Source organism: Clostridium sp. AM34-11AC, from assembly GCF_003435375.1.
GTDB lineage: Bacteria > Bacillota > Clostridia > Lachnospirales > Lachnospiraceae > Pilosibacter > Pilosibacter fragilis.
Map to the genome: position 1 here is coordinate 21,194 of NZ_QWGL01000021.1, position 25,437 is coordinate 46,630.

The following is a 25,437-nucleotide window of genomic DNA, read 5'->3' on the forward strand; positions in this document are numbered from 1 at the left end:
ATTTCCCATATGTAATTGTTCAGCACCCTCACCTGCAGAACCTGCCACCGGCAGTTTTTTCCAGATGCATGGCAACAGTTACCCTATATACTAATTTGTGCAGGAAAACGCTTATGCAAGCAAGCTTGCAGCACATTTTTCTGCACAAATATAAATTACCACATGGCTCAACCGTCAGCAAATTACTGCGCGGCCTGCGTTGTCTCCTCTGCTCCATTTTCCATGGTCTCAGTCTCCTGGACTGATTCCATGCTCTGGGCTTCGCCCGCACTCCCCGCCGCAGATTCCGATCCGTCAGACGGTATATCATCCGGAAGTCCAAGACCGTCATCATACGGGATCACTTCTTCCTCCGGCGCAGGCTCCGTCTGGATCACATTTCCTTCCGCATCCGTCGGTGCCTCAGTCTCCGCCCCGGTCTCTCCGGTTCCAGGCTCCAGTCCGCCCTCGTTGTTGTTTGCGATTCCCTCGTTCTGATCCGCAAGACTTGCGTCCTCCGTCATCGTATCCGTATCCGGGAATACATTTAAGTATGGAAGCGCTTCCGCCATGATCTTCTGAAAGACCTCTGTGGCGAAAGTGCTGTGCGCCTGCTCTTTGCCCGGAAGATTCGGGGTATCGATGACCACGTACACAAGAAGCTGCGGGTCATCCGCCGGCGCAAATCCACAGAAGGATACGAGATAGTTGTGCGCGGAACGCGGAAGCTTCTCCGCCGTTCCCGTCTTTCCGCCGACCTTGTATCCGGCAACCCGTCCCGCCTTACCGGTTCCTTCCTCATCGTCAACGGTCATAAACAGCGCATGCCTGATAAAGTCGCTGGTGGACTGGGAAACGGTCTCCCGCACCAGATTCGGCTCTATTTTCTTCACAACAGAACCCTGATCATTTAAGATCTGCTTTACCACATGGGGCTCATAGTAGGAACCGCCGTTGATGACAGAGGCGAATGCCGCCGCCATCTGGATCATCGTGCTGTTATAGCTCTGTCCGAAGGAGTTTACCGCAAGGTCTGTCGGGCCCATATTGTCCGCATTGTAGATCAGTCCATATGCCTCTCCCGGAAGATCGATTCCGGTCTTCTGACCCATGCCGAATAATTTCTGATATTTTGCAAACCGCTGTACTCCGAGTTTCGCCGCGATCTGCATCATAGCATCGTTGCAGGATTTCATTAAGGACTGCTCTAAGGTCAGGATTCCGTGTCCATAGATATGGGAACATTTGATCCTGTAGCCGCCAATATCCTGTCCGCCGTCGCAGAGAAATGTATCATTCTGACTGATGACGCCTTCCTCAAGCCCCGCCGCAACTGTCATCGGCTTCGCCGGGGAACCCGGCTCGTAAGTATCATTTACACAGAAATTTCTCCACATCTGGTTCCAGGCATCCATCCTGCCCTCATCCGTCATGGCCGTGATCTCTTCCTGAGAATAGGCATAGCTCAGATCTCTCGGATTATTCAGATCAAATCTGCGGTTGGAGGACATGGCAAGGATCTCACCGTTTCTCGGGTCCATGGCGATAACAGCCGCCGTCTTGCTTCCGATCCCGCTCATCCATTCGTCGATATACTTTTCCACGATCCTCTGGATATTCACATCGATGGTGGAGACGATGGTATTTCCGTTCTCAGCGGATTTAATGACCTTCTCCATGTTGAACTCGTCATCCAGGTATCCATACTCTCTTCCGTTTGTTCCGGTGAGCTGGTCATTGTAATACTGCTCAATTCCGCCACTTCCCTGCTTTCCGTTATCGTAGGAGAATCCCACCACGTTGCAGGCCAGGGTATTATACGGATAAAATCTCCGGTACTCATCCTCAAACCAGACGCCCTTGATCTTCTTTCCACTGTCTTCCTTTGACTTCGCGTAGGCATCATTCAGCTCTTTCTTTTTTGTCTCAAATTCTTCCTTCTTGTCTGCGGAGATCTGTTTCTCATAAGGCACATAGTAGGAATTTTCATTGGCGGAGATCGTCGCCAGAATATCTGCCCTGTCGTATCCGAATACCTCACAGAGTGCGGACACCGTCGGTTCCAGGTAGTTCTCTTTATCCTGGTTGATCTGGTTCGGATCAAGGATCAGGTTGTAGACCTTCTCACTGGTAGCCAGATATGTTCCGTTCCGGTCCACGATATCGCCGCGGCGGTACGGGATCGTCCGGCTGTCGTAGGAGGAATGCTGGTTCAATACGATCTGGGTGTAGTCCTCGTTTTTATCCTTGATCATCCGGTATAAAACAACGACAAGACCAAACAAAGCCAGCGTCGTTACGAGAACCGTAACCGCCAGCTTTTCTTTCATACTCATGGTAAAAACTTTCTTATTATTACCGTTCCGGGATGTCTTCATACTGTCTTACATACTCGCTTTCCGTCTTATTGTATAAGCGGACCTGGTCCTTATTGGCATAAACCATTCCCAGTTCCTCAGTCGCTACCTTATACACATAATCCAGGTCCACCGACGTGTTGATCCTTGTGAGAAGAGCGTCGTTATCCCCTTTCAGTTTTTCAATACTCTCCTCCAGACTCTCAATATGATTGAGTCTCGCTGTGACGGAAGACTGAAGCTTTAAATAGCTCACACAGATATACAGTGTGCAGATCACCGCCACTGTCAGCAACAATACGGAAAAAAGATTCATCTGAAGCGCTTTTTCCTGATTTCTCCGAACTGTAACGGTATGGGATACATTCCGCTTCTGCTGATGTCCTCTTTCCTGCTCCTCGTACCGGGGAACACGCTCGACTTTACGGACAGTATTTCCCTCTACATATTCTTCGGTCTGCGGGGCTCTTTTCCGTCTCCTTGCTGCCATACCATCACTTCCTTTCTAATATATATGCAACAGTCCAGTGCCGTTCTGCTCATGTTCCCCTGTTGTCGATTTCAGGAACATGCAGACCTGCTGAACATTTACCATAAACTTTCTGCTTTTTCTGTACTTGGGGGCTCTCAGCTTCTCTCGAACACCCTCAGTTTCGAACTCTTTGATCTTCTGTTCTCTTCCAGTTCCTCATCTGATGGAACGATCGGTTTTCTCGTCACAACGCGGCCTTTGCTCTTTCTTCCGCATACGCATACCGGGAAATCCGGAGGGCAGATACACGGATTTTCATTTGTGCGGAATCTCGTCTTCACGATGCGGTCCTCCAGAGAGTGGAACGTAATGATCGATAAACGTCCACCCGGATTTAAGAGGTCGATCATTGTGTCGATGGAATCGTTTAACACATCCAGCTCGTGGTTTAATTCAATGCGGATCGCCTGAAATGTCCGTTTTGCCGGATGTCCGCCCTCAGCACGGATCTTTGCCGGGATCGCGCCGCGGATGATCTCTGCGAGCTGCAGTGTCGTCTCGATTGGGTGGATCTCCCTCTCTCTGACGATGTGCTTCGCGATATTCTTTGCGAAACGATCCTCGCCGTAATCGCGGATAATTCTATACAGCTCCATCTCGCTGTAGCCGTTTACGATATCCGCCGCGGTCTTGTCGTTTCTCTGATCCATTCTCATATCCAGCGGGGCATCCTCTCTGTAAGAGAATCCACGGTCCGCCGTATCCAGCTGGTATGAAGACACACCAAGATCCAGATAAATGCCATCCACCTTTTCAATTCCAAGGTTAAAGAGCACTTCCCGGATATTCTTGTAGTTGCTTCTCACGATCGTTACTTTATCTTTAAATGGGAGAAGACGTTCTGTCGCCGCCGCGATCGCGTCCGCGTCCTGATCGATTCCGATCAGGCGGCCCTTTTCGCCGAGTCGCCGGGATACTTCGTATGCATGTCCGCCGCCGCCTAAAGTCCCGTCCACGTAGATCCCATCCGGTTTTACATTCAGGCTGTCGACGGTTTCCATCAGCAGGACTGATTTATGTTCAAAAATCATATGCCAAGACCTTCCATATTTTCTGCAATTTCTTCCATGTCATCGTAGACATTCTTCTCGTTCCAGACCGCCTTGTTCCAGATCTCAATCCGGCTTCCGATGCCGACTAAGACGACGTCTTTTTCCAGCTTCGCGAATTCTCTTAAAACAGAAGGGATCAGGATCCTTCCCTGCCTGTCCACCTCACAGGCACAGGCACCAGCCAGGAAAAATCTCGAAAACTTTCTGGCATTAGCATTCGTAAGAGGAAGCGCGTGGAGCTTTTCCTCAAAAGATTTCCACTCAGAATTTTCGTACACGAAGAGACACCCATCCAATCCCTTTGTAACAACGAACTCATCGCCCAGCTGCTCACGGAATTTGGAAGGGACAATCAGACGGCCTTTTGCATCGATTGTATGACTGTACTCTCCAATGAACATTACTCACTCCTGTGATTATGTGGTCCATCGTAATCCACTGATCCACCATTTTAAACCACTTTTATCCACTTTCCACCACTTCTAATGTAATCTTAGTACATTTACTTTAAAATAGCAAGGAATTTTTCATTTTTTCATGTACAAAACAAGGGTCACTGTTCACGCCTTGCGCAAACAGTAACTGATTATGCCGATGCTTCGCATTCCGAATCGGCAAAATCCACTACCACCACTGTATTGTACGGAATTTTCAGTTCAGAAAATTCCTACCCGTGTACAGTAACAAACAAGGTGCCATTTTATGGAAATCTTCCTATAAAACGCGAAAAAGCCACCTTTCAGGCAGCTTTTCCGCATTTTATCTGGAGTATATTCGATTTTTATGTACTGTGGCCCCCTTAGTATCCCGCGTCCATATACTGTTCGATCAGCCGGTCAAGTTCCACACTGTATCGGTAGATCAGATCGTAGGACTCCTTTCCATCAATACTTCCGTTCAATCGTTTTCTCGCCTCTTCGATCTGATTTACCAATTCTTCCCTGCTCTCCATATCAGTTTGCTTCCTTTCCCTGGACGAAAGCCTTTCTCCTGTTGTAAATAAGGATCACAAGAGAGACGGTCGCCAGCACAACAGACAATGCCTGGGATACCGCGATCTGGGTACCCGGTATCAGGAGAGAATCCGTTCTCAATCCTTCGATCCACGCTCTTCCGATTCCATACCCGGCCAGATAGATACAAAGCATTTCCCCTGTGAACGTTTTCCGCTTGCGGAACCAGAGCATGAACATCAGGAGACCGAAGTTCCAGAGGGACTCGTAGAGGAACGTCGGATGGACCTGAATGTACTCGATTCCATTGTCCAGGATCAGATGGTCAAGGAGATTTTGTGAGATCATGCTCTCATTCACAATGCTGCGTCTGATCCGCATGGCAAACAGGCAGTCTGTGTAGCGGCCGAAGGCCTCGCAGTTGATAAAGTTACCCCATCGTCCGATCATTTGTCCGGTTATAAGTCCAAGGCATGCGCTGTCTGCCATGGACAAAAAGGAAAGGTGGCGTTTCTTTGTAAAGACAAGCAGTGTCAAGGTCCCGGCGATCACTCCCCCGTAGATTGCAAGTCCGCCTTTCCTTAAGTTCACGATCTCCATCAGATGGTCCTTGTAGTAGGCCCACTGGAAGAAAACATAGTAGATCCGCGCTCCGATGATGGAAAAGATAATTCCGTAAAGCGCAAAATCAAGATAAATATTCGGATCCTGTCCCCTGCGCTTCGCATCGGACTGGGCAACACAAAGTCCTAAGATCATGCCGATCCCGATGATCAGTCCGTAGTACGCAAAGGATATTCCTCCGATTGAAAAGCTCTTCACCATATGAGGAATCGAGATCCCCAGGTGAACGAAGCTTACATCTGCTCCTGACATTGATTCTGTTCTCCTTTTTTCTTTGGTGAATTTTATTTTACTCCGAAAAGCGGCAAAAAGCAAACAGATTCGCTTGACAGTCCTCGTGTTTATTCGACATGAACTGCCGTTCACGTCTTGCGCAAACAGGAACCGTCAGGAAACTGTCCTAAAACAAAAGAAAAGCCATGGAATGGTGTTTAACTGATACACTCCATGACTTTTATATTCCTTATTCTATCAGATCTTCAGGAGAAATTATACATTGAACCGGAAAAGAACGACATCTCCGTCCTTCATCACGTAGTCCTTACCTTCCATGCGGACAAGTCCTTTTTCCTTCGCTCCGTTGTAGGAACCGCAGTCTAAGAGATCCTTGTAGTTTACAACCTCTGCCTTGATAAATCCGCGCTCGAAATCGGTGTGGATCTTTCCTGCTGCCTGCGGTGCTTTTGTGCCGACCTTGATGGTCCATGCACGTGTCTCCTTCTCTCCTGCTGTCAGGTAGCTGATAAGACCGAGGAGACGGTAGCTTGCCGAGATCAGCTTATCAAGTCCGGACTCCTTTAAACCAAGGTCATCTAAGAACATCTTTTTCTCATCATCATCCAACTCGGAGATTTCTTCCTCGATCTGCGCACACACAACAAATACTTCACTGTCATTCTCGGAAGCGAACTTGCGGACAGCCTGTACATGTGGATTGGAAGCGCCGTCATCGGCAAGATCATCCTCACCAACATTCGCAGCGAAGATCACCGGTTTCCAGGTAAGGAGATCTAAGGAAGCAACAAATGCCTGCTCCTCATCGTCCTCACACTCAAAGCTCTTTGCAAGATTGCCGTTCTCGAGGTGTTCCTTCACAGCCTTTAAGATATTTAATTCTTTCGCAAGTGCCTTGTTAGAAGCTGCGCCCTTGCCCATCTTCGCGATCCGGCGGTCGATGACCTCGATATCGGAGAAGATCAGCTCTAAGTTGATGGTCTCGATGTCGCGAAGCGGATCAACGCTTCCGTCTACATGGATAACGTTCGGGTCCTCGAAGCAGCGGACAACGTGAACGATAGCATCCACCTCACGGATATTCGCGAGGAACTGGTTTCCAAGTCCCTCACCTTTGGATGCGCCCTTTACGAGACCTGCGATATCTACGAACTCGATCACAGCCGGTGTGATCTTCTCGGAGTTGTAAAGATCGGATAAGAGTTTCAAACGGAAATCCGGTACCGGAACAACGCCCACATTCGGGTCGATGGTACAGAACGGATAGTTTGCGGATTCAGCGCCCGCCTTTGTCAAAGAGTTGAATAATGTACTTTTACCTACGTTCGGCAGGCCGACAATGCCAAGTTTCATGGTAATTTTCCTTTCTAAACCTTTATACGCAAAAATATGGTTTTTACATAATTTAATGTGATCCCATACGACCACAAGTGTATTTAGCATAGCACAAAACATGCGGAAAAGGAAGGGAATTTCCGCAAAAAAGGAGCCAAAAAGAGTTCATCCGGTCAATTTTTTGCGACCGGATATATCTTTTTGACTCCATCAATGCTTTTTATCTTTGTCTCCGAACCAGTTTTCCTGTCGGAAACATATCTCCATTTTCCGCTGCTCTGTTGACAGACCCGGTCTGAAAACACTATTTTGCTCCCGGCTTAATCGTCTAAGTCTTCCTCGCTTACGATTTCATCGTACTCTGCTGTATCAAGGAACTCGTCGAAAGCGTCCGCAACGATCTCGTACTCCTCATCGCTCTCGATATTCTGGATATCCGGGTTGCCCTCTGCATCCTCTGAGTAGCGGTATAAGTAGACCTCTCCGTCCTCAGCCTCATTGCCATCTAACGGGAGAAGCGCAATATATTCCTTATCTGCCGCCTCGAAGATCGTAAGAACCACGCACTCTAAATCTGTTCCATCATCCAGTGTCAGAGTGACAGTCATCTCCTCATCGTTTGCTGCGTCCTGATTCATATTTTTTTCCTTTGCCATAACCTCAACATTCCTCTCATTTCCGGCCGTGTGCCGTTAATTGACAACCGTTTTATCTGCGGCCGCTGTTTTTTATAGAATACCAGTAAACATCCATAAAATCAATAGAAAGAATTACCTAAATCCAGTTACAGTACACAGGCACTCCATGTCCGCGCACTGTAACATCAGTATTCTATTCCGCGTCGTGCCATGATTCCCTTGTCAAACGGATGCTTTCTCTTGCAGATCTCCGACACATAGTCCGCCGCCCCAAGTAGCGACTCCGACGGGTTCCGCCCCGTAAGGACGATTTCCAGTCCATCCGGCTCGCCCTTTTTCGGCCGGTTTTCCAGAAAATCCAGGATGTCCTTTTCCAGTACCATCCCGTAGTTCACCGCCGCCATGATCTCGTCAAAGACCACGAGATCCGCAGTTTTCGCCAGCTCTGCCGCCTCCAAAAACAGATTTCTGTTATAATCCGCGCACTCTTTTTTCGTCTCCTCATCCATGGACCGGACAAAGCCAAAGTTCTTCCGGCACGGGATCAGTGTCACCTCCGGAAGTCTCTTTAAGATCTCCACTTCCCCGGAGTTATCTGTCTTTAAAAACCGCGCGATCACGACACGCCTACCGCTGCCCGCTGCCCGGACCGCAAGCCCTATCGCTGCGCTGGTCTTTCCTTTTCCGTCACCACAGTAAATATGGACAAGTCCCATTTGTCTCCTCCATTCTTCATGCATTCACAGCAGGAAAGAACTGTTCTCTGCTATGGTGCCTTTCCGGCGGCCTAAGCCGCAATGACTCTGGCTCCTCTCTGAATCCTCTACAAACCTGCTTCCCCGATAAACCGCGAAACATCCGTCTTCCTGTGATACCGCTCCCGCACCGCCGCCACATGGAGCCGGTCCTTTGCTCGGGTCAGGGCCACATAAAACAGCCGCCGCTCTTCCTCGATATCCGCCGGGAGTCCCGCCTTGTGATGCGGAACGATCCCCTCATTCACATCCACCACGAACACCACCGGATATTCCAGCCCCTTCGCGCTGTGCATCGTGGACAGTGTCACCCGATCTTTCGCTTCCCTGGTCTCTTCGAGATTCTGCTTTTTCAACTCTTCCTCGTACCGCACCGCATGTTCCTTCCAGGCCTCGAAGGTCTCAAACTCCGCCGCGCTCTCCGCCAGCTTATCCGCCGTCTCGAAAAGTTCCTCCGGTTTCATTCTCCGGAACTCCGCGTAGGACCTGAGATAATCGTCATACCCGATGACCTTTCGGATATAGTTCACCGCTGCCACAGGCTTGAGCCTCGACATCGCCCTGAGATCCGCCTCCAGATCACATATCCGGTCCTCCATCCAGGCCCTGTCCTGATAAAAGGACTTTAACCGGTCGAAGGACACCGTCGGAGTATCAAAGGCGTCCCTGCTGAAATACCGGTTCGGACGGTTCATGATTCGGTAGAAATCCGACCGTTTCCTGCTGCCCGCCGCGATCTCCATGTAGGCAAAGAGGTCCTTCGCGATCCAGTGGCTATAGAGGTTTGGGATCACATCCCGGAGCTGAAAGGGAATATTGTATCCCATGAGCCGCTCCGCCATCAGCCCGGAGTTCGCTCCGGTGCGGAACAGCACCGCGATCTCGTTCCACATGTACCCGGCGTCATGGTACGCCCGGATACTCTGGGCCACCGTGTCCATCTCATGTCCCGGATTGTCAAAGACCCTGAAATCCACCGGCCGCCCGGATCCCCGGAATGGCTCCAGTTTCTTCTCAAAGCGAACCTTATTGTGCCCAATAAGCTTCAGCGAAGTCTCCACGATCTCCTTTGTGGACCGGTAGTTTGTTCCAAGAAGAACTCTCTTCGTCCCCGGAAAATCCTTCTCAAATCCCAGCATGATCTCCGGCTTCGCCCCGCGGAACCGATAGATGGACTGGTCATCATCCCCGACGATAAAGAGGTTATTTTCCGGCAGCGCTAACATCCGCACCACCTGGTACTGCAAAAGATTGATGTCCTGGAATTCGTCCACCAGAATATACTTGAATTTTTTCTGCCAGGCAGCCAGGATGTCCTTCCGCTCCGTGAACAGCTCATGGCACATGACGAGCATATCGTCGAAATCGATCTTTCCCGTCTGCTCCAGCATCTCATCGTACCCGTCATAGAGCTTCTTAAACCACTCTTCCGGGCAGTTCTGGGAATAGTAGTATTTTAAGTCAAGGCGCTCGCCCTTCACGTAGCTGATCTCGTTGATGATGGAGGAGATAAACTCCGCCTCGTCCTCCACCTCCATCCCGGACTCATCGAGAAACTTTTTAAAATACTGCCGCTTTTCCTCCCCGCTGATCACATTTCCGGCGGGAAAGCGGTACGCCCACTTTAAGATGTGGTAAAAGACGGAATGGAAGGTTCCGAAACTCACACGGCTGCCCGCGGCTTCCAAAGAATTTCCGGCTCCCTGCGCGCGCTGCCTGGCCTCGGCTGCACTCTGTTGGCTTTTTTCCGGCCTGTGCAGACTCCATCCGTTTTTCGGCAGGTGATCATCTTTCTTCCCCGCCTTTCTCCGCTTTTCATCTTCCTCCCGCGCCAGTCTGAGAAACCGCTCCTTCATCTCCGCGGCCGCCGCTTTCGTGAACGTAATGACAAGAATGCCGGAGGGGTCAACGCCCGCCTCCAGCAGTCTCTTGATTCTGTGTGTAATTACTGTCGTCTTTCCGGACCCCGGACCCGCTAAGACCATCATCGGTCCATCCCGGTGCTCCAAGGCCGTCATCTGTGCTTTATTAAAATCCATATTTATCCATTCCGGTCAGGTTTCTTTCTGTTTCTGCCCGGTCCGCCGCATGATCGTATTGCGGTTTTGCGACTGTTCAGTCATCTCACCGCTACGCGATTTGCAAATTACTCAGCAGCCTCCAACAACTCAATTCCCTTCCTGATACGTGCCAGGGACTCCTCTTTTCCGATGATCTCCATGATCTCGGTAGCGCCTGCCGGTGTCATCTGTTTTCCAGATACTGCTGTGCGGATCGGCCACATAACGAAACCAGTCTTTACGCCCTTATCGGCAACATATTTGGACAGGGTCTCAAACAGAGCGTCGTTGCTGTAGATTTCCTGTGCCTCAAGGATCGGAAGAACCTCCTTTAATGTCTCTAAGGAGTTCTCCTTTGTTGTCTTCATCTTCTTATGAACATACATGTCCGCGCTGTACTCCGGCATCTCCTCGAAGAAGTCGACCTGATCCGCGATATCGCACAGTGTCTCGATTCTCGTCTTCACCATTCCGGCAATCTTCTTTAAGTCTAACGGTTTCTTGATCGCAGTCTCAAGGTACGGCTTTGCAAGCTCGAAGAACTTCCCATCGTCCATCTTCTTGATGTACTCGCCGTTCATCCAGCGAAGCTTTGTCATATCGAAGACAGCCGGGGACTTGCTCATATTGTGGTAGTCGAACGCTTTTACAAGCTCCTCAAGAGTAAAGAACTCCTGGTTGTCTGTCGGGGACCATCCTAAGAGGGCAACGAAGTTTACGATCGCCTCTGTTAAAAAGCCCTGCTCGAGAAGATCCTCGAAGGAGGAATGTCCGCTTCTCTTGCTTAATTTCTTGTGCTCCTCGTTTGTGATGGTTGGGCAGTGTACATATACCGGAACTTTCCAGCCGAATGCATCGTAGAGACGGTTGTACTTCGGGGAGGAAGAAAGGTACTCGTTTCCGCGGACAACGTGTGTGATCTTCATCAGATGGTCATCCACAACGTTTGCGAAGTTGTAGGTTGGGTATCCGTCGGATTTGATAAGAACCATATCGTCGAGCTCTGCGTTGTCTACCGTGATATCTCCGTAGATCTCATCGTGGAATGTTGTAGTTCCCTCTTTCGGGTTGTTCTGGCGGATAACGAACGGCTTTCCTGCCTTTAAGTTTGCCTCTACCTCTTCTTTGGTAAGATGCAGGCAGTGCTTATCGTATACCATGATCTCCTCACCGTTTACGGTCTTCTTTAATGAATTTAAGCGCTCCTGGGTACAGAAGCAGTAATATGCCTCACCTTTTTCTACAAGCTTTTTCGCGTACTCCATGTAGATTCCGGCTTTCTGGCGCTCACTCTGGACATACGGACCATAGCCGCCGTCCTTATCCGGACCCTCGTCATGGATCAGTCCGGTCTTTTCCAGTGTGCGGTAGATGATTCCCTCAGCACCCTCAACGTGGCGCTCCTGGTCTGTATCCTCAATACGGAGAATGAAATCTCCGCCTTCATGCTTTGCGATCAGGTATGTGTAAAGAGCTGTTCTTAAATTACCTACATGCATCCGGCCGGTCGGGCTCGGCGCAAATCTTGTTCTGATTTTTTCCATAATCCATATCTCCTGTTGATATATATTTATCCGCGGATAGTTCCGCAGACAGACATTCTTTTTTTCTATACCGTCATATCTAATAAATGACAAGCCAGATTAAAGTACACCATCAGACTCACCGCATCCACGATCGTCGTGATCATCGGTGACGCCATGATCGCCGGATCAAGCTTTAAGACCTTCGCCCCGATCGGCAGTGTGCATCCGATCGTCTTCGCAACGATGACCGTACAGAACAGGCTGATCACGACGGTCACGCAGATCATCGTGTTGCCCGGATACTGGATCATCAGACGGATAAAGTTTACCACCGCCAGGACAAATCCAACGATCACGCCGACCCGTACTTCCTTCCACACGACCTTCAGGATATCCGAAGGCTCCACATCGCCGATAGCCATACCACGGATGATCATGGTGCTGCTCTGGCTTCCGGAGTTTCCGCCGGTATCCATAAGCATCGGGATAAAGCTTACAAGAAGCGGGATTGCCGCAAAGGCATTCTCATATTTTACGAGGATTCCGCCGGTGATCGTACTGGAAAGCATTAAGATCAGAAGCCACGGGATCCTGTTTTTTGCCAATGTGAAGACGCCGGTCTTTAGATACGGCTTTTCACTCGGCAGCATCGCCGCCATCTTCTCGAAGTCCTCGGTGGCCTCTTCTTCCATGACTTCCATGACATCGTCAACGGTGATGATTCCCACAAGGCGGTCCTCACTGTCAACTACCGGCATGGAGAGCAGACCGTACTTGTTCATCGTGTCCGCCACCTGCTCCTGGTCATCGGTCGTCTGGGCTTTGATGACGTGGGTGTCCATAATATCGCCCACCAGACGCTCATAGGGCTGAAGGAGAAGATCCTTTACCGTCACAACGCCGTCCAGCATTCGTTTTTCGTCCATCACATAGCAGGTGTAGATCGTCTCGGAATCCACCGCGTGATGACGGATATAGGCGAAACACTGTTCCACCGTCATAGTCTTCTTTAATCCGACGTACTCAGCCGTCATGATACTTCCGGCTGTGTTTTCCGGATAGTTTAAGAACTGGTTGATCAGTTTTCTCGTCTCCGGTTTCGTGTTCTGAAGGACACGGCGGACCACCGTTGCCGGAAGTTCCTCCACCAGGTCTACGGCATCATCCACATAAAGCTCTTCCACGATCTCGGAAAGCTCTTTATCGGTGATGCTGTTGATAATGTGACTCTGCTTGTCCACCGGAAGCTCGGCAAACACTTCGGTCGCCAGCGCCTTCGGCAGCATCCGGAACACGATGACCGTACGCTCAGAATCCAGTTCTTCGATGAATGACGCGATATCCACCTCGTTCAGTTCCACAAGCTCTTCCTTTAACAGGCGGTACTTTTTCTCCTTCGCCAGCTCCAGAAGATGCTCCATGTCAAATGTCTCATTTCCATCATTCGGCATTTTCTTTTCCCCCATAATCAGTTGCTTTCGCTCAGCATTTTGCCGTTCTTTTCACGCGATTATGGAAGCAAAGACACCTGCAGCCGCCGCATTTCCCCTGCGCCGGTCCACAAGCTCCTGTACAGTTAAATTCGGCAATACACATAACAGATCGTCCCTGTCATGCCTATTGCCACTGGTTCAGGGTGTGCGTCTGCTTCCATCGTATGACTTCGACCTTCCATTATGTGTTCACTTCCTTTCTCTGTGCTTTCCATTATAAGAAAATTTTACCCAATTGGCAACCGGTTACGCAATTTTTCGTGAAGAAGATGAATTTTCAGTTCAGAAAATTCCTACCCGTGAACAATGACAAAAAGCCGCCAGGATATGGGCTGGCAGCGTTCATGAACACAGTGTTATTAGTTTGTTACTATTACGTTACTGGTTGTGCGTATTTTACAGCGTTTTATGGAACGAAAACCCCAGGAAACATAAGGTTTCCTGGGGTTATAATACTTCGTGGATTAAGCTCTGGAAAGGTACTCACCAGTACGTGTATCGATCTTAACGCGGTCACCCTGGTTAACGAATAACGGAACGTTGATCTGAGCGCCTGTCTCAAGAGTAGCCGGCTTTGTTGCGCCTGTAGCTGTATCGCCCTTGAAGCCCGGCTCTGTATCTGTGATCTCGAGCTCTACGAATAACGGAGCCTCAACAGAGAATACCTTGCCATTGTAGGAGCAGACTTTAACTGTCTCGTTCTCTTTAACGAACTTTAATGCATCACCTACAACATCTGTGGATAATGCGATCTGCTCGTATGTGTTAACATCCATGAAGTTGTAAAGGTCACCGTCTGCATACAGATACTGCATATCTACGCGGTCGATTCTTGCTGCTGGGAATTTCTCGGTCGGACGGAATGTTCTCTCAACTACACCGCCATTGATAACGTTTTTTAATTTTGTTCTAACGAAAGCAGCACCCTTACCCGGTTTTACGTGCTGGAACTCTAAGATCTGAACAACCTGTCCATCGATTTCAAGTGTAACGCCATTTCTGAAATCACCTGCTGATACCATAAATGATAATCCTCCTTAAAACTGTTTCCAATTATTTCATTTCAAATTTCACGCTTATCGCTGATTCTATCCTATTCTATACTATTCTCCAACGGTTTTCAACTATTTTTTGCAAAAATCCCCGGCTGTCCGCCCCGTTTTTTTCAATCGTTTCCTGTAAAACATGAGAACTACCGCCTCGAGATACCGTTTCAGGACAATCTGGATCTCTTCTTTTGGATTGATGGGCTTTACAAGGATCGAATAGAGGCCTGTCCTGTTTGCGCCCCAGACGTCCGTAAACAGCTGGTCGCCGACAAAAAAAGTGGTATCACGGTCCGTTTTCATCCGCTCCATAGCCCGCTCGTAGCCTTTTCTCGACGGTTTCCCACCCTTAAAAATATAGGGACTTCCCACCTTGTCCGCAAAAGGTGATACACGCGGCTCCTTATTATTGGAAAGGATGCAGGTGGAAAAGCCGATGGCGCGGAGCCGCTCAAAGAGCTCGATCGCCCGCTTGTCCGCCGGTGCCCCGTGGGGAACCAGGGTATTGTCCACATCGAAGATGATTCCCCGGTATCCTCTCTCATAAAGTTTCTCGTACGGGATCTCGTATGCGCTGTCCACATAGTTCCCCGGATAGAATATTTCAAACATAATATTACCCTTAATTCAGCACTTCAGCCATACCTGCTCCTGTTTTTATCCGGGTGAACAACGTCATTCATTGACCCTTTTGCAGACCGGTGCACAGCCAAACCGCCTCTTTTGCTGTTATTTATTATTTAAGAACTTAGCCAATTCATCCATAAACGCGTTCACATCCTTAAATTCCCTGTAGACAGACGCGAAACGGACGTATGCAACCTCGTCCACCATCTTGAGTTTTTTCATGACAAGCTCGCCGATGGTCACGGACGGGATCTCACGCTCTTCCATGCTGAAGATCTGCTTCTCGATCTCGTCGATCATCTTCGTGATCTGGTCCGAGGAGACCGGACGCTTATGACATGACAAAAGGATTCCGTTTTCGATCTTCGCACGATTGTACGGTTCTCTGGAATCATCTTTCTTGATGATCATAAGCGGCAGTGTCTCTAATTTCTCATATGTCGTAAAGCGCTTTCCGCACTCCTCGCACTGACGTCGGCGTCTGATCGAGCTGTTATCATCAGCCGGACGCGAGTCGATGACCTTTGTATCCTGGGCACCACAAAACGGACATTTCATGGGACTTCCTCCTTTGCTGCCGACCGTACTATTTTTCCGCTCACGGCCGCATTTTTATACCATATCTTATCACACTATCCTCTGGTTCCGCAAGTCTTTTGCTCTTTATCCGTAATTCCGATCTCCTGGCTTTTTCCTTACACGCCTTGAATAACTGTCTGTATAAAGCTCTCCCTCGCCTCCTGCTGAGCCTCCAGCTTTCTGATCTTCTCCGTACTCTTCGCGGGCACCCAGGCCTTGTTGGCGTTGTAATAAAAATTGATCTGTTTCCAATACTTTTCCGGATATAAAAACAGGTAATAAAGCACCTGCCGCTCCACTTCCGAGACCGGCAGCACCCGTTCGTAGGACTCCATGACCTGCCGCCCCAGCCGCTCATTCCAGTCATGCTTCTCCATAATCTTCCTGAGGAAATAATACAGGTCCTCCATCTGGACACCCAGGTGCATCTGGTTGAACTCCGTCACCGCCGTGTACCCATTTCCGATCAGGATATGGTGGTAATCCGGCTCCCCATGGCAGACCGCGTACCCATCTGCGATCTCTTTTCCGTGAATCTCATACAGCCTTTCCATGCCCCGCTCTGCTTCCACGGCCTGGGCCGCGAAAATTTCAAAATTTCCGATCACTCGGAGCTCAAATTCATTTTTCTTCCGCTTTCCGCGGATAAATGTCCTCGCCTTCTTTAACTCCCGGTTGTGGCGGCGCATGGCCTCAAAGAGCGGCAGTGAGATCATGGATCTCATATTCCACGTTTCCTGCCGTTTGATCATGCGGAACTGCCGATGCAGAAGCGCCAATGCCCGCACAGCCGACAATACCTCTCTTTCATCCTTCAGGTCACATTCCCGGTCCGCGAACCATTCCTTCACGATATATCTGGTCCCATCCTCCGCCGTCGACAACAGCTCCCCCTCAGAATTTCTCACATATTGGTCCGCCTTCAGAGTCTCCATTCCATCTAAAGACTGCAAAACCGCCTCCTCAAACTCCAGGCGGTTCACACTTCCACGATATTCCTTTAAAAGCCGCAGTCCCAGATCCGTCTCAAGGATCCAGGATCCTCGTCCTCTCCGCAGCACATCCACCCGAAATCCGTACGTCTTCTCCGCCTCTTCCTTCCAGTCGATCACGATTCTATCCCCCCATATCCTGCTCTGACCTTTTCCATCGACAACAATTCCGGCCCTCATCCTGCTGCCGGAATTTCCTTCTGCACAAGATATGAAATGAAAGGGGGGATTATTCCCCTGTTTCCAGAATACGGCCTGTACGTTTTTTGCTGCTTTCTGGCTGCCCGCCGTTAAATAAAAAAATATACCTTGGCACATTCTCGCGCCTCGCGCGGCCGCTTGCGACAACCTACATTTTCGCGCGAGTGCGCATCATCGACACGTTAGTGCCTTTTTTGTAATAGGGAATTCCTTGGAATTTCCTATTGCACAAAAAAAGACACCTGCAAAATTCTCTGCAGATGTCCCTACTGACATTTTTATTTCTCTTTAAATTGATTGATTTTCTCCAATAATATATCTTTTTTATTTAATTCTGGTTTTTCAAGCACCAGATTCAAAAGGTACATGAGCCCGTCGCCGATCTGCTTTCCTTTTACCAGACCTTTTGCGAGAAGATCGCCTCCGTTGACCGCCAGCTGCTTCAGGCTCACGCAGTCTCCTGCCTCTTTGATCTCCTCAAAAAGCCGCAGGATCCCCGGAACTGTCTCATCTCCGTCCAGCTTCTTTAGCTGCATGGCTCCGAGGAACTGGTACTCCGTCACCCGGCTTAAAAGTCTCCGGATCTCGACCTTATCGACCGCAAGCGGTGCCTGGAATGCCGTAATCATGTTCTTTACGTTTCCAATAGTATCATTGTCAAGCTTTAATCCGCGAAGGATCTTCACCGCCTGCTCCGCTGTCATATGGCGCAGGAAACCGGCCCATCTATGGGATTTGTCCGCCGGAAGCGCAGCGATGCCAGCACAGCATTCTTTTAACGGATCCCTGGAACTTCTGCTCTCCAGCTCCCGCTCAAACACCTCTGTAAATCCTGGCGTCACATACTCCGCGATCCCCGTCGCGTCCACCATCCAGATCTTCTCCGGATGATCCGACAGCAGAAGCTTCGTGAGTTCCACCTGGATCCGCTCCTTGCTCACATGGACGAGGTTCGGCGCGATCTCAGCGATGGCCTTGTACGTCTCATCCTCGATCACAAAGTCCAGCTGTGCCGCAAACCGCACTGCCCTGAGAATCCGCAGCGCGTCCTCCGTAAACCGGTCCTTCGCACAGCCGACGCACCGGATCACCCGGCGCTTCAGGTCTTCCATGCCCTCAAACTCATCCACGATCCCCGTCTCATGGCTGTATGCCATGGCATTGATCGTAAAGTCCCGGCGCTTTAGATCTTCCCTGAGATCCGGCGTAAACTCAACCGTCTCCGGATGTCTTCCGTCCAGATATTCCCCGTCGATCCGGTATGTGGTGACCTCATAGCCGCTTCCATGCTTAATGATCGTCACCGTTCCATGCTTAAGGCCTGTATCCACGGTTTTCCCGAAGATCTCCTTCACCTGCTCCGGCTTTGCGGAGGTTGTAATGTCCCAGTCCCCCGGAATTCTCCCGAGGACTGCGTCCCGGACACAGCCTCCGACGATAAATGCCTCGTATCCATGGCTTCGTATATTGTCAATGATCCATTCCGCCTCATAGGGCATCTCAATTCTCACCGGTCCGGTTTCCTCCTTATAAATTAGTAATCATTTCCCCAGATTCTTAAGAACTGGGATCAGCCGTTTCGCCAAAACTGCCGCCAGAACACATAAAATAAAATCCTCACCGACCGTCAGAAGAAAGCAGTTGACAAACACGACCTTCCATCCGACGCTTACGCCAAGGACAAAATTGCTGCACACATAAAAATAGATCATCCCGCAGCCATAGTCTGCGAGAAGTCCCCAGAATGCAGAAAATAAAAGCCAGGAAAAAGATGTACTTTTCCTGATCTCATATACACGTCCCGTCACATAGGCCGCCGCCGCAAATCCGATCAAAAAGCCGAATGTAGGCTTTAAAAGATACGCCGGACCACCGCCCGTGGCAAAGACCGGGATCCCACACAATCCGATCACCAGATATGTCAGCACGCTGGCAAATGCCCTTTTTGATCCAAGCAAAAGCGCCGCAAGTAGCACAAAGAAAAACTGCAGCGTAAAGTGCATGGGCACTGGCTGCACCGGGATCGTGATCTTAAGAAAAGCTCCGACGCCGATGAGGGCTGTAAACAGCCCTCCGAGCGTCAGATCCCTGATGTTCCATTGCTTCATTAATATGCTTTGCCCCAGTAAACCATCTTGGTTGCCGGTTTGCCGCAGCATACGCAGGTCTCAGCAAGCTTCTCCTGCTTGAACGGCATACACCTGGATGTAACGCCGACCTGCTCCTTTAACTTGTCCTCGCACTCCTGGCAGCCGCACCACATTGCGCGGATGAAGCCCGGCTTATTGTCAGCGATATCCTTCATCTCTTCCATGTTGTGTGCGTCGTAGGTGTGGGCGTCACGGTGTGCTTTCGCGCGCTCGTACATGTCATGCTGGATCGTCTTTAAGAGCTCATCCACCTTCTCTGCGATCTCGCTTAAAGCAACGGTGATCTTCTCGTGGGTGTCACGGCGTACTAAAACAGCCTGACCGGCCTCGATATCCTTCGGTCCAAGTTCTACACGGATCGGGATTCCTCTCATCTCGGACTCGGAGAACTTCCAGCCCGGGCTCTTATCAGAATCATCAACTTTTACGCGGAAGTTGGAGAGAACCTCCTCGACCTCTCTTGCCTTCTCAAGAACGCCCTCCTGCTGCTGGCGGATCGGAACGATCACAACCTGAGTCGGAGCTACGTTCGGCGGAAGTACAAGACCCTCGTTGTCACCGTGTACCATGATGATGGCACCGATCATACGGGTCGTCATACCCCAGGAGGTCTGGTGAACATATTTTAACTGGTTGTCCTTATCGGAATACTGGATGCCGAAAGCCTTTGCGAAGCCATCGCCGAAGTTGTGGCTGGTTCCGGACTGGAGTGCCTTTCCGTCATGCATTAAGGACTCGATGGTATAGGTTGCCTCAGCACCTGCGAATTTTTCTTTATCTGTCTTCTGTCCGCGAACGACCGGGATCGCAAGGAAATCCTCGCAGAAATCTGCATAGAGGTTTAACATCTGGATCGTTCTCTCCTGAGCTTCCTCTGCTGTCGCATGTGCGGTGTGGCCTTCCTGCCATAAGAACTCTCTGGAGCGGAGGAACGGTCTTGTCGTCTTCTCCCATCTTACTACGGAACACCACTGGTTGTATACCTTCGGAAGGTCACGGTAGGAGTGGATGTCTTTCTGGTAGAAATCGCAGAACAGGGTCTCGGATGTCGGGCGGACGCAGAGACGCTCCTGAAGCGGCTCAAGACCTCCCTGTGTTACCCATGCAACTTCCGGTGCGAAGCCTTCTACATGGTCTTTCTCTTTATCAAGTAAGCTCTCCGGGATGAATAACGGCATGTAAACATTCTTTACGCCTGCTTTTTTGAAGCGCTTGTCCAGTTCATGCTGGATGTTCTCCCAGATCGCGTATCCGTCCGGTTTGATGACCATGCAGCCCTTTACGCTTGCATAATCACATAATTCTGCTTTTTTTACAACGTCTGTGTACCACTGCGCGAAATCGTCTTCCATAGAAGTGATGGATTCCACAAGTTTCTTCTCTCTTGCCATTGCTTTTCTCCTTTATATGAATTCTTGGATTGCATACATCTAAAATTTCTGAGGATGCAGGACGCCTGTTCCGTTCCGGGGCACTCCCCGTGGAAACGAAAAAAATGTGCCTTGGCACATTCTCGCGCCTCGCGCGGTCGCTTGCGACAATCTACATCTTCGCGCGAGTGCGCATCTTTGGCACATTAGTGCCTTTTTATGTAACAGGAAATTCCAAGGAATTCCCTGTTACATAAAAAAGGCTGTCGTCCACAAAAGGGACCGACAGCCGGCGTTACCACCCAAATTAGCTCCCGCACTTTACGGGAACTCTCCTCTGATATCCGTTAACGCCGGATCTACGCTGTACTTAGCAATGTAGTCATTCACTGCGGCAATCTGTTTTCACTGCCGTTTTCCACATCTCTCGCACAAAGCTCCGAGGCCGGTTCAACAACGCGCACATGGAAGCTCTCACCGTCTGCTTCCTCTCTGGGATGCCGCCATTCATCTACTTTCCCTCTTCAATGCCTGTCTGATATGCATATATGATGGATTTTAATGGATTTTTCCATGTTTGTCAAGACTCCGGGACGGATTTTGCAGGCCGGCATCACCATCCCGGAGTCTCACACTTTCTGTGTCCATTCTGAACACACGATCTTTAAAATATCAGCTTGATCAACAGCCATCCCGCCGCGATGCATAACAGCACCAATGCAAATGCCGTGGAAATTCCGAATACGATTGCTCCGACAGCGATGGATAAGATAAATCCAAACAAGCTCAGCACCGCGCCGAGAAGTTTTCCACATACGCCAAGCACAAGACCAACGCACTTAAAGATCACGACAAGAAATATGATCGCAAATAAAATTGACATGATTTCGCCTCCAGTCAAACAAAATCTCGAGGATTTCTTCGGCTTATTATATTCCCACTGTCAACATTTGTAAATATAAATCAGCTCCCAATCGCTAAATACCTGATCTGGTGTTACAGTTCATGCTTACATGAACTGTAACCGATTTTACCGATGCTTCGCATTCCAAATCGGCAAAATCCGCTGCCATAACTGTATTGTACGGGATTTTCAGTTCAGAAAATCCCTATCCATACACGGTAATGAGCCGCCCAGTTCCGTCCTTCTGGTAAACACGGTGGGAGATCGAGATAACAGTACGTCCTTCCGACGCGCTCTTTAATGCCCGGAGCACCACCTCCTCCGTCTCCGCGTCAAGGTTCGCCGTGATCTCATCGAGAAGCAGGATCCCAGGTTTTCCGGCAACGGCTCTCGCGATGGATAAGAGCTGCCACTGACCCTGGGAGAATATCTCCGGTTTACATAATGTGTCATAGCCATCATCCAGGCTCACGATCGTCCCATGGAGTCCCACGAGCTTCGCGGCCGCCTGCACCGCCTCGTCCCCGATCGCCGGGTCAAACAGTGTGATCTGGTCGCGGACCGTGCCCGGAACCATATGAAAGGACTGTTCCACATAGCCGAACTTCTTTCTTTTCTCCTTGTCAGAGAGCCGATATGCCGCCTCGCCCTCAATCAGAGCCTCACCGGAATTCGGGCGATAGAGTCCCAAAAGCAGCTTAAAGATCGTACTCTTTCCGGCGCCGGTACGTCCCGTCAGCGTTACCTGCTCGCCCGGATAGATTGCGAAATTCATGTCATTTAAAACGATGTGGTCGTCGTAGCCGAAGGTGACATCTTTAAACTCCACGCATGGTTCTGTATTTTCGAAAATTCCGCTATCATTTACCTTGACTGCATCTAAATCTATACTCGCCGCACTGGTGTCCCCGGAACTATTCTCCGCTCTCCCCTGCGCATTCTCTAATTCCTGTACAGCGCCATTCTTTCCAACTGTATGTCTGGAATCCACAAATGCTCTCTCTTCTACCATCTCCCTCTCTGGCTTCGCCAGAAACTCGTTGATCCGGTAAACACCCGCAACCGCCGACTGGATCGTCTGGATCTCCATGCCGAGGTTCTCGATCGGCGAGAATACCTGGGAAATATAGTTGATGACTGCGACAGATTTTCCCACGGACATGCCGAACAATGCCAGGATCTTCGCGTTTCCGGATGCCGCAAGCAGCATGACGATCGCCACCGCCACCGCATTCAGGAACAGGATCAACGGCGAGTAAACAGCGTCGTAAAAGTTCGTCTTCTCGACCGCCGAATAGCTCTCCCCGATATAGTCATCATACCGTTTCTCCATATACGTCTCTTTTCCAAGTGTATGGATCGTTCTGATACACCGGATTGTCTCCGGAACATGATTTGTGACACGGCTCATTGCCGCGCGGTTCTCTAACTGTGCCGTCAGCATCTGCTTCTGGACGATTCTCGTGAACGCAAAGATCACCGGAATCAATACAACAAGAAGCAGCGCAAGTCCCCGGTTCTGGAACCAGATCACCGCAAAGATACTGACGACTCTGCAGGCATCCGCGAACATGCTGATGATTCCGGAGGTAAACAATGCCTCCACGGTATCTACATCGCCCACAAACCTGGAAACCACAGCACCCGGCTCTTCCTTATTTAATGTGTCAGCGCTCAGCCGGACAAGCTTCTTCGAAAGCTCGCTTCGGAACGCATGGGTCATCTTCTGTCCAAACACAGTCAGGAAACTTTCTCTCAAAGACTCCAGCGCCCCCGACAAAAAGATCAGCAGAAAATACTCCGCTGCCATGGAAAATCCCGGGAAATTTCCGCCGGCGATCCGGTCAATGATCTTTCCGAGAACGAGAGGCGGAAACAGGGAAATGACAACGGCACCCGTCACCGTCAGAATGATTCCGATGGAAAGCCCTTTTTCCCGCACGACGGTATTTCCGATAATCGATGCCGCGCTGATACGTCTATTTGCAGTCATGATTTCCATCTCCTCTCCCCAGAATTTTCACGCGGTCTCCCTGATGGATTCCCGCGATTTCCGCTTCTTTTCGTTGTCTATTCAATATCCTCATATTTCTGTGCGCCGTCAGGATGATCTTTTTTCTCACTTGACAGAATATTTTCATCTTTCTCCGAAACCTGCGCCCTGTAAAGCTCCGCGTACTGCGGATTTTCCGCCATCAACCTCTCATGGCTGCTGCATGTTCCCATCTTCTGGTCCATCCAGATCACCTGGTCGAACTCCGGGAACAGGTATAGTCTGTGGGAGATCAGGAACACGATCCTGTCTTTCGAGAGCTCCTTCACATGCTCAAATACCTGTTTTTCTGTATTTCTGTCGAGCGCCGAGAACGGATCATCCAGAACCAGCACCGGCTTTCCATGGCAGAGTGTTCTCGCCAACGCAAGACGCGCCGCCTGCCCTCCCGAGAGACGGACGCCACTGTTTCCCACAACGGTCTTCTCCTTCTCCTCCATCTCCCGGACCTCTTCGTCGAAGCATACAGCCCTAAGCCATGTCCAGACGTTGTCATCATCCCCCAAGAGCACGTTGTTTTCCACGCTGTCTCCCAAAAGCTCCGGATCATGTCCAAGATACCCGATGATCCGGCTCCGCTCATTTTCCGTGTAGGAGGAAAGCTCCCTGCCGCCGTAAGTCAGATGACCCTCATACGGATATTCGCAGAGAAAACTCTTTCCCAGTGTAGATTTTCCGCACGCCACCGGACCCGTGATGCCAATGATCTGATCTGGTTTTGCAGTGAAGGAAATATCCTTGAAGATCGGGGAACTGCCCGGATAGGCGAAGGTGAGATGGGAGGCCGTGACTACGTTTTCTTTGACTCTGTTCTTTTCTGACTGCTGCCCAGCTTTACGCACCGCACTGCCTCCCGGTCCATTCTTCACATCCTTGTCGGAGCTTTCAGTATTGTAGTTTTCATTCTGCGCCGCGATCTCATCTTTCTCCACAGCCTCAGACGCCCGCTCCATGTACGGATGGATCCTCTTCCAGGAAACCTGCGCCTTGTGGACCGCATTGAAGAGCTTCGCCGCCTTCGAGGACTTATCGGAGAGCTTCGCGTAACATGCCAGGAATGTGGTAAATGCCGCCACATCCCATGACGTCCAGCCCATTCCGAGGATATTTTCTGAACCGAAATACAGGATCATCACAGTTCCCGCCATGGCGATCACCTTGTAGACCGGCGGCAGAGCCGCGTTCCAGATATTCGCCTTCACAGCTGCTTGTTCATACTCTTTTAAGTGAACCTCGTAGTTCTCCCCGCGCTCCTTCTCACATCCGAAAACACGGTATGTAATGGCGTTGGTGATCCTGTCCAGGGTCGCATCGTTGAGCTTTCCGGTCTGCTTCTTGTAAGCTGCTCCCGTTGTCTGGACGATCCGTTTCATCTTCTCTGCTATAATATAGGAAAAAGGGGGAAAGATCATGGAACAGAGCGCCAGTCTCCAGTCGTAATAGAGCAGCATGCACACATATCCGAAAAGCGCCACACCTGTATCAAAGATCTCCGTGGTAAACTTTCTCATACCTTCCACGCAGTCATCCACGTCGGAGATCGCCTTCGTGATGACGTTTCCGGCGCCCTCTTTTTCCAGCTCCACACGGGATTTATGTATCAGTGTCCGGTACAGGATCCGCTTCATCCGCCGGTTTACATTGTTGGCGAACCGGCGCACATAGAACCGCTTGATATATCTCGCCAGCTGCACCGTTCCGATCACGATCACATAGGCGGGCGCCAGCCGGAGCATCGCCGGAAAACGCTCCGTCCCTGTCAGGATCTGCATCAGGCAGCCCGCCATCTTTCCCTCAAACCATGGCCCCGCCATGAGGCCCAGGTTATAGATCAATCCCGACACTGTGATCAACGCCAGAACCTTCCATTCTGCCCGGAAATACATCATGATCTTATCTGGGCGAAAATTTTTCTTTTCCATTGCTGTTCTTTCCTGAAGTCTTATAAACTTTTCCGAGTTACCGATTTCTCTCTGA

At 50.1% G+C, this 25,437-nt stretch carries 22 protein-coding genes and 1 other annotated feature; all 22 genes read right to left on the reverse strand.

Translation table 11 applies throughout. The features are described 5' to 3' along the window. Positions 1-182: 182 nt before the first annotated feature. Positions 183-2,357, reverse strand: coding sequence for a penicillin-binding transpeptidase domain-containing protein (locus DW826_RS12150; RefSeq protein WP_117552832.1), 2,175 nt, complete (start codon positions 2,355-2,357; stop codon positions 183-185). Beyond that, positions 2,335-2,826 carry a septum formation initiator family protein gene (locus tag DW826_RS12155; protein WP_117470938.1) on the reverse strand — a complete coding sequence of 164 codons (492 nt, stop codon included), beginning with the start codon at positions 2,824-2,826 and terminating at the stop codon, positions 2,335-2,337. Before DW826_RS12155 ends, DW826_RS12150 begins: the two co-directional genes overlap by 23 nt. A 137-nt stretch (positions 2,827-2,963) precedes the next feature. Further along, on the reverse strand, positions 2,964-3,899 hold the full coding sequence (gene rsmH / locus DW826_RS12160) for a 16S rRNA (cytosine(1402)-N(4))-methyltransferase RsmH (RefSeq protein WP_015555056.1): 936 nt from the start codon (positions 3,897-3,899) through the stop codon (positions 2,964-2,966). After that, on the reverse strand, positions 3,896-4,321 hold the full coding sequence (gene mraZ, locus DW826_RS12165) for a division/cell wall cluster transcriptional repressor MraZ (RefSeq protein ID WP_117552833.1): 426 nt from the start codon (positions 4,319-4,321) through the stop codon (positions 3,896-3,898). Before mraZ ends, rsmH begins: the two co-directional genes overlap by 4 nt. 398 nt (positions 4,322-4,719) lie before the next feature. Further along, positions 4,720-4,872, reverse strand: coding sequence for an aspartyl-phosphate phosphatase Spo0E family protein (locus DW826_RS12170; RefSeq protein WP_015555058.1), 153 nt, complete (start codon positions 4,870-4,872; stop codon positions 4,720-4,722). A gap of 1 nt (position 4,873) precedes the next feature. Beyond that, a complete protein-coding gene (gene lgt / locus DW826_RS12175; protein WP_117552834.1) occupies positions 4,874-5,749 on the reverse strand; it encodes a prolipoprotein diacylglyceryl transferase in 876 nt (291 codons plus the stop codon). Between the two features lie 237 nt (positions 5,750-5,986). Further along, positions 5,987-7,084 (reverse strand): redox-regulated ATPase YchF, encoded by a 1,098-nt coding sequence (gene ychF, locus DW826_RS12180; RefSeq protein WP_117552835.1) that lies wholly within the window; start codon positions 7,082-7,084, stop codon positions 5,987-5,989. 302 nt (positions 7,085-7,386) lie between these two features. Further along, entirely contained in the window at positions 7,387-7,722 is a 336-nt protein-coding gene (locus DW826_RS12185; RefSeq protein ID WP_117552836.1) for a DUF1292 domain-containing protein, read from the reverse strand. Between the two features lie 167 nt (positions 7,723-7,889). After that, positions 7,890-8,420: a cob(I)yrinic acid a,c-diamide adenosyltransferase gene (locus DW826_RS12190; protein ID WP_117552837.1), complete on the reverse strand. Its 531-nt coding sequence runs from the start codon at positions 8,418-8,420 to the stop codon at positions 7,890-7,892. 107 nt (positions 8,421-8,527) lie between these two features. Beyond that, positions 8,528-10,498 carry an ATP-dependent helicase gene (locus tag DW826_RS12195; RefSeq protein ID WP_117552838.1) on the reverse strand — a complete coding sequence of 657 codons (1,971 nt, stop codon included), beginning with the start codon at positions 10,496-10,498 and terminating at the stop codon, positions 8,528-8,530. A gap of 107 nt (positions 10,499-10,605) precedes the next feature. Continuing rightward, positions 10,606-12,063, reverse strand: a complete 1,458-nt coding sequence (gltX, locus tag DW826_RS12200) for a glutamate--tRNA ligase (protein WP_117552839.1) — start codon at positions 12,061-12,063, stop codon at positions 10,606-10,608. 65 nt (positions 12,064-12,128) lie between these two features. Continuing rightward, complete coding sequence (mgtE, locus tag DW826_RS12205; protein WP_021905901.1) at positions 12,129-13,496, reverse strand: magnesium transporter; 1,368 nt, start codon at positions 13,494-13,496, stop codon at positions 12,129-12,131. Positions 13,497-14,002: 506 nt separating this feature from the next. Next, entirely contained in the window at positions 14,003-14,560 is a 558-nt protein-coding gene (efp, locus tag DW826_RS12210) for an elongation factor P (protein ID WP_015555065.1), read from the reverse strand. Between the two features lie 102 nt (positions 14,561-14,662). After that, complete coding sequence (locus DW826_RS12215; protein ID WP_117484206.1) at positions 14,663-15,196, reverse strand: YqeG family HAD IIIA-type phosphatase; 534 nt, start codon at positions 15,194-15,196, stop codon at positions 14,663-14,665. Positions 15,197-15,313: 117 nt separating this feature from the next. Then, positions 15,314-15,769, reverse strand: a complete 456-nt coding sequence (nrdR, locus tag DW826_RS12220) for a transcriptional regulator NrdR (RefSeq protein ID WP_117470946.1) — start codon at positions 15,767-15,769, stop codon at positions 15,314-15,316. A 137-nt stretch (positions 15,770-15,906) separates the two neighbouring features. Further along, positions 15,907-16,962: a spore coat protein CotS gene (locus tag DW826_RS12225; RefSeq protein ID WP_242992085.1), complete on the reverse strand. Its 1,056-nt coding sequence runs from the start codon at positions 16,960-16,962 to the stop codon at positions 15,907-15,909. A gap of 299 nt (positions 16,963-17,261) precedes the next feature. Beyond that, positions 17,262-18,494, reverse strand: coding sequence for a CCA tRNA nucleotidyltransferase (locus tag DW826_RS12230; protein WP_117552840.1), 1,233 nt, complete (start codon positions 18,492-18,494; stop codon positions 17,262-17,264). A gap of 30 nt (positions 18,495-18,524) precedes the next feature. Next, the gene (locus DW826_RS12235; protein ID WP_021905906.1) at positions 18,525-19,091 is read right to left on the reverse strand and encodes a biotin transporter BioY; all 567 of its coding nucleotides are present in this window, start codon (positions 19,089-19,091) and stop codon (positions 18,525-18,527) included. Next, positions 19,091-20,524 (reverse strand): proline--tRNA ligase, encoded by a 1,434-nt coding sequence (gene proS, locus DW826_RS12240; RefSeq protein WP_117552841.1) that lies wholly within the window; start codon positions 20,522-20,524, stop codon positions 19,091-19,093. The genes DW826_RS12235 and proS overlap by 1 nt, the downstream gene beginning before the upstream one ends. Before the next feature lie 253 nt (positions 20,525-20,777). Beyond that, positions 20,778-21,040 (reverse strand) — a binding site (T-box leader). A 127-nt stretch (positions 21,041-21,167) separates the two neighbouring features. Next, positions 21,168-21,386 carry a hypothetical protein gene (locus tag DW826_RS12245; RefSeq protein WP_021905908.1) on the reverse strand — a complete coding sequence of 73 codons (219 nt, stop codon included), beginning with the start codon at positions 21,384-21,386 and terminating at the stop codon, positions 21,168-21,170. 226 nt (positions 21,387-21,612) lie between these two features. Continuing rightward, positions 21,613-23,400 carry an ABC transporter ATP-binding protein gene (locus DW826_RS12250; RefSeq protein WP_117552842.1) on the reverse strand — a complete coding sequence of 596 codons (1,788 nt, stop codon included), beginning with the start codon at positions 23,398-23,400 and terminating at the stop codon, positions 21,613-21,615. Positions 23,401-23,477: 77 nt separating this feature from the next. After that, entirely contained in the window at positions 23,478-25,382 is a 1,905-nt protein-coding gene (locus DW826_RS12255) for an ABC transporter ATP-binding protein (RefSeq protein WP_117552843.1), read from the reverse strand. Positions 25,383-25,437: the final 55 nt, after the last annotated feature.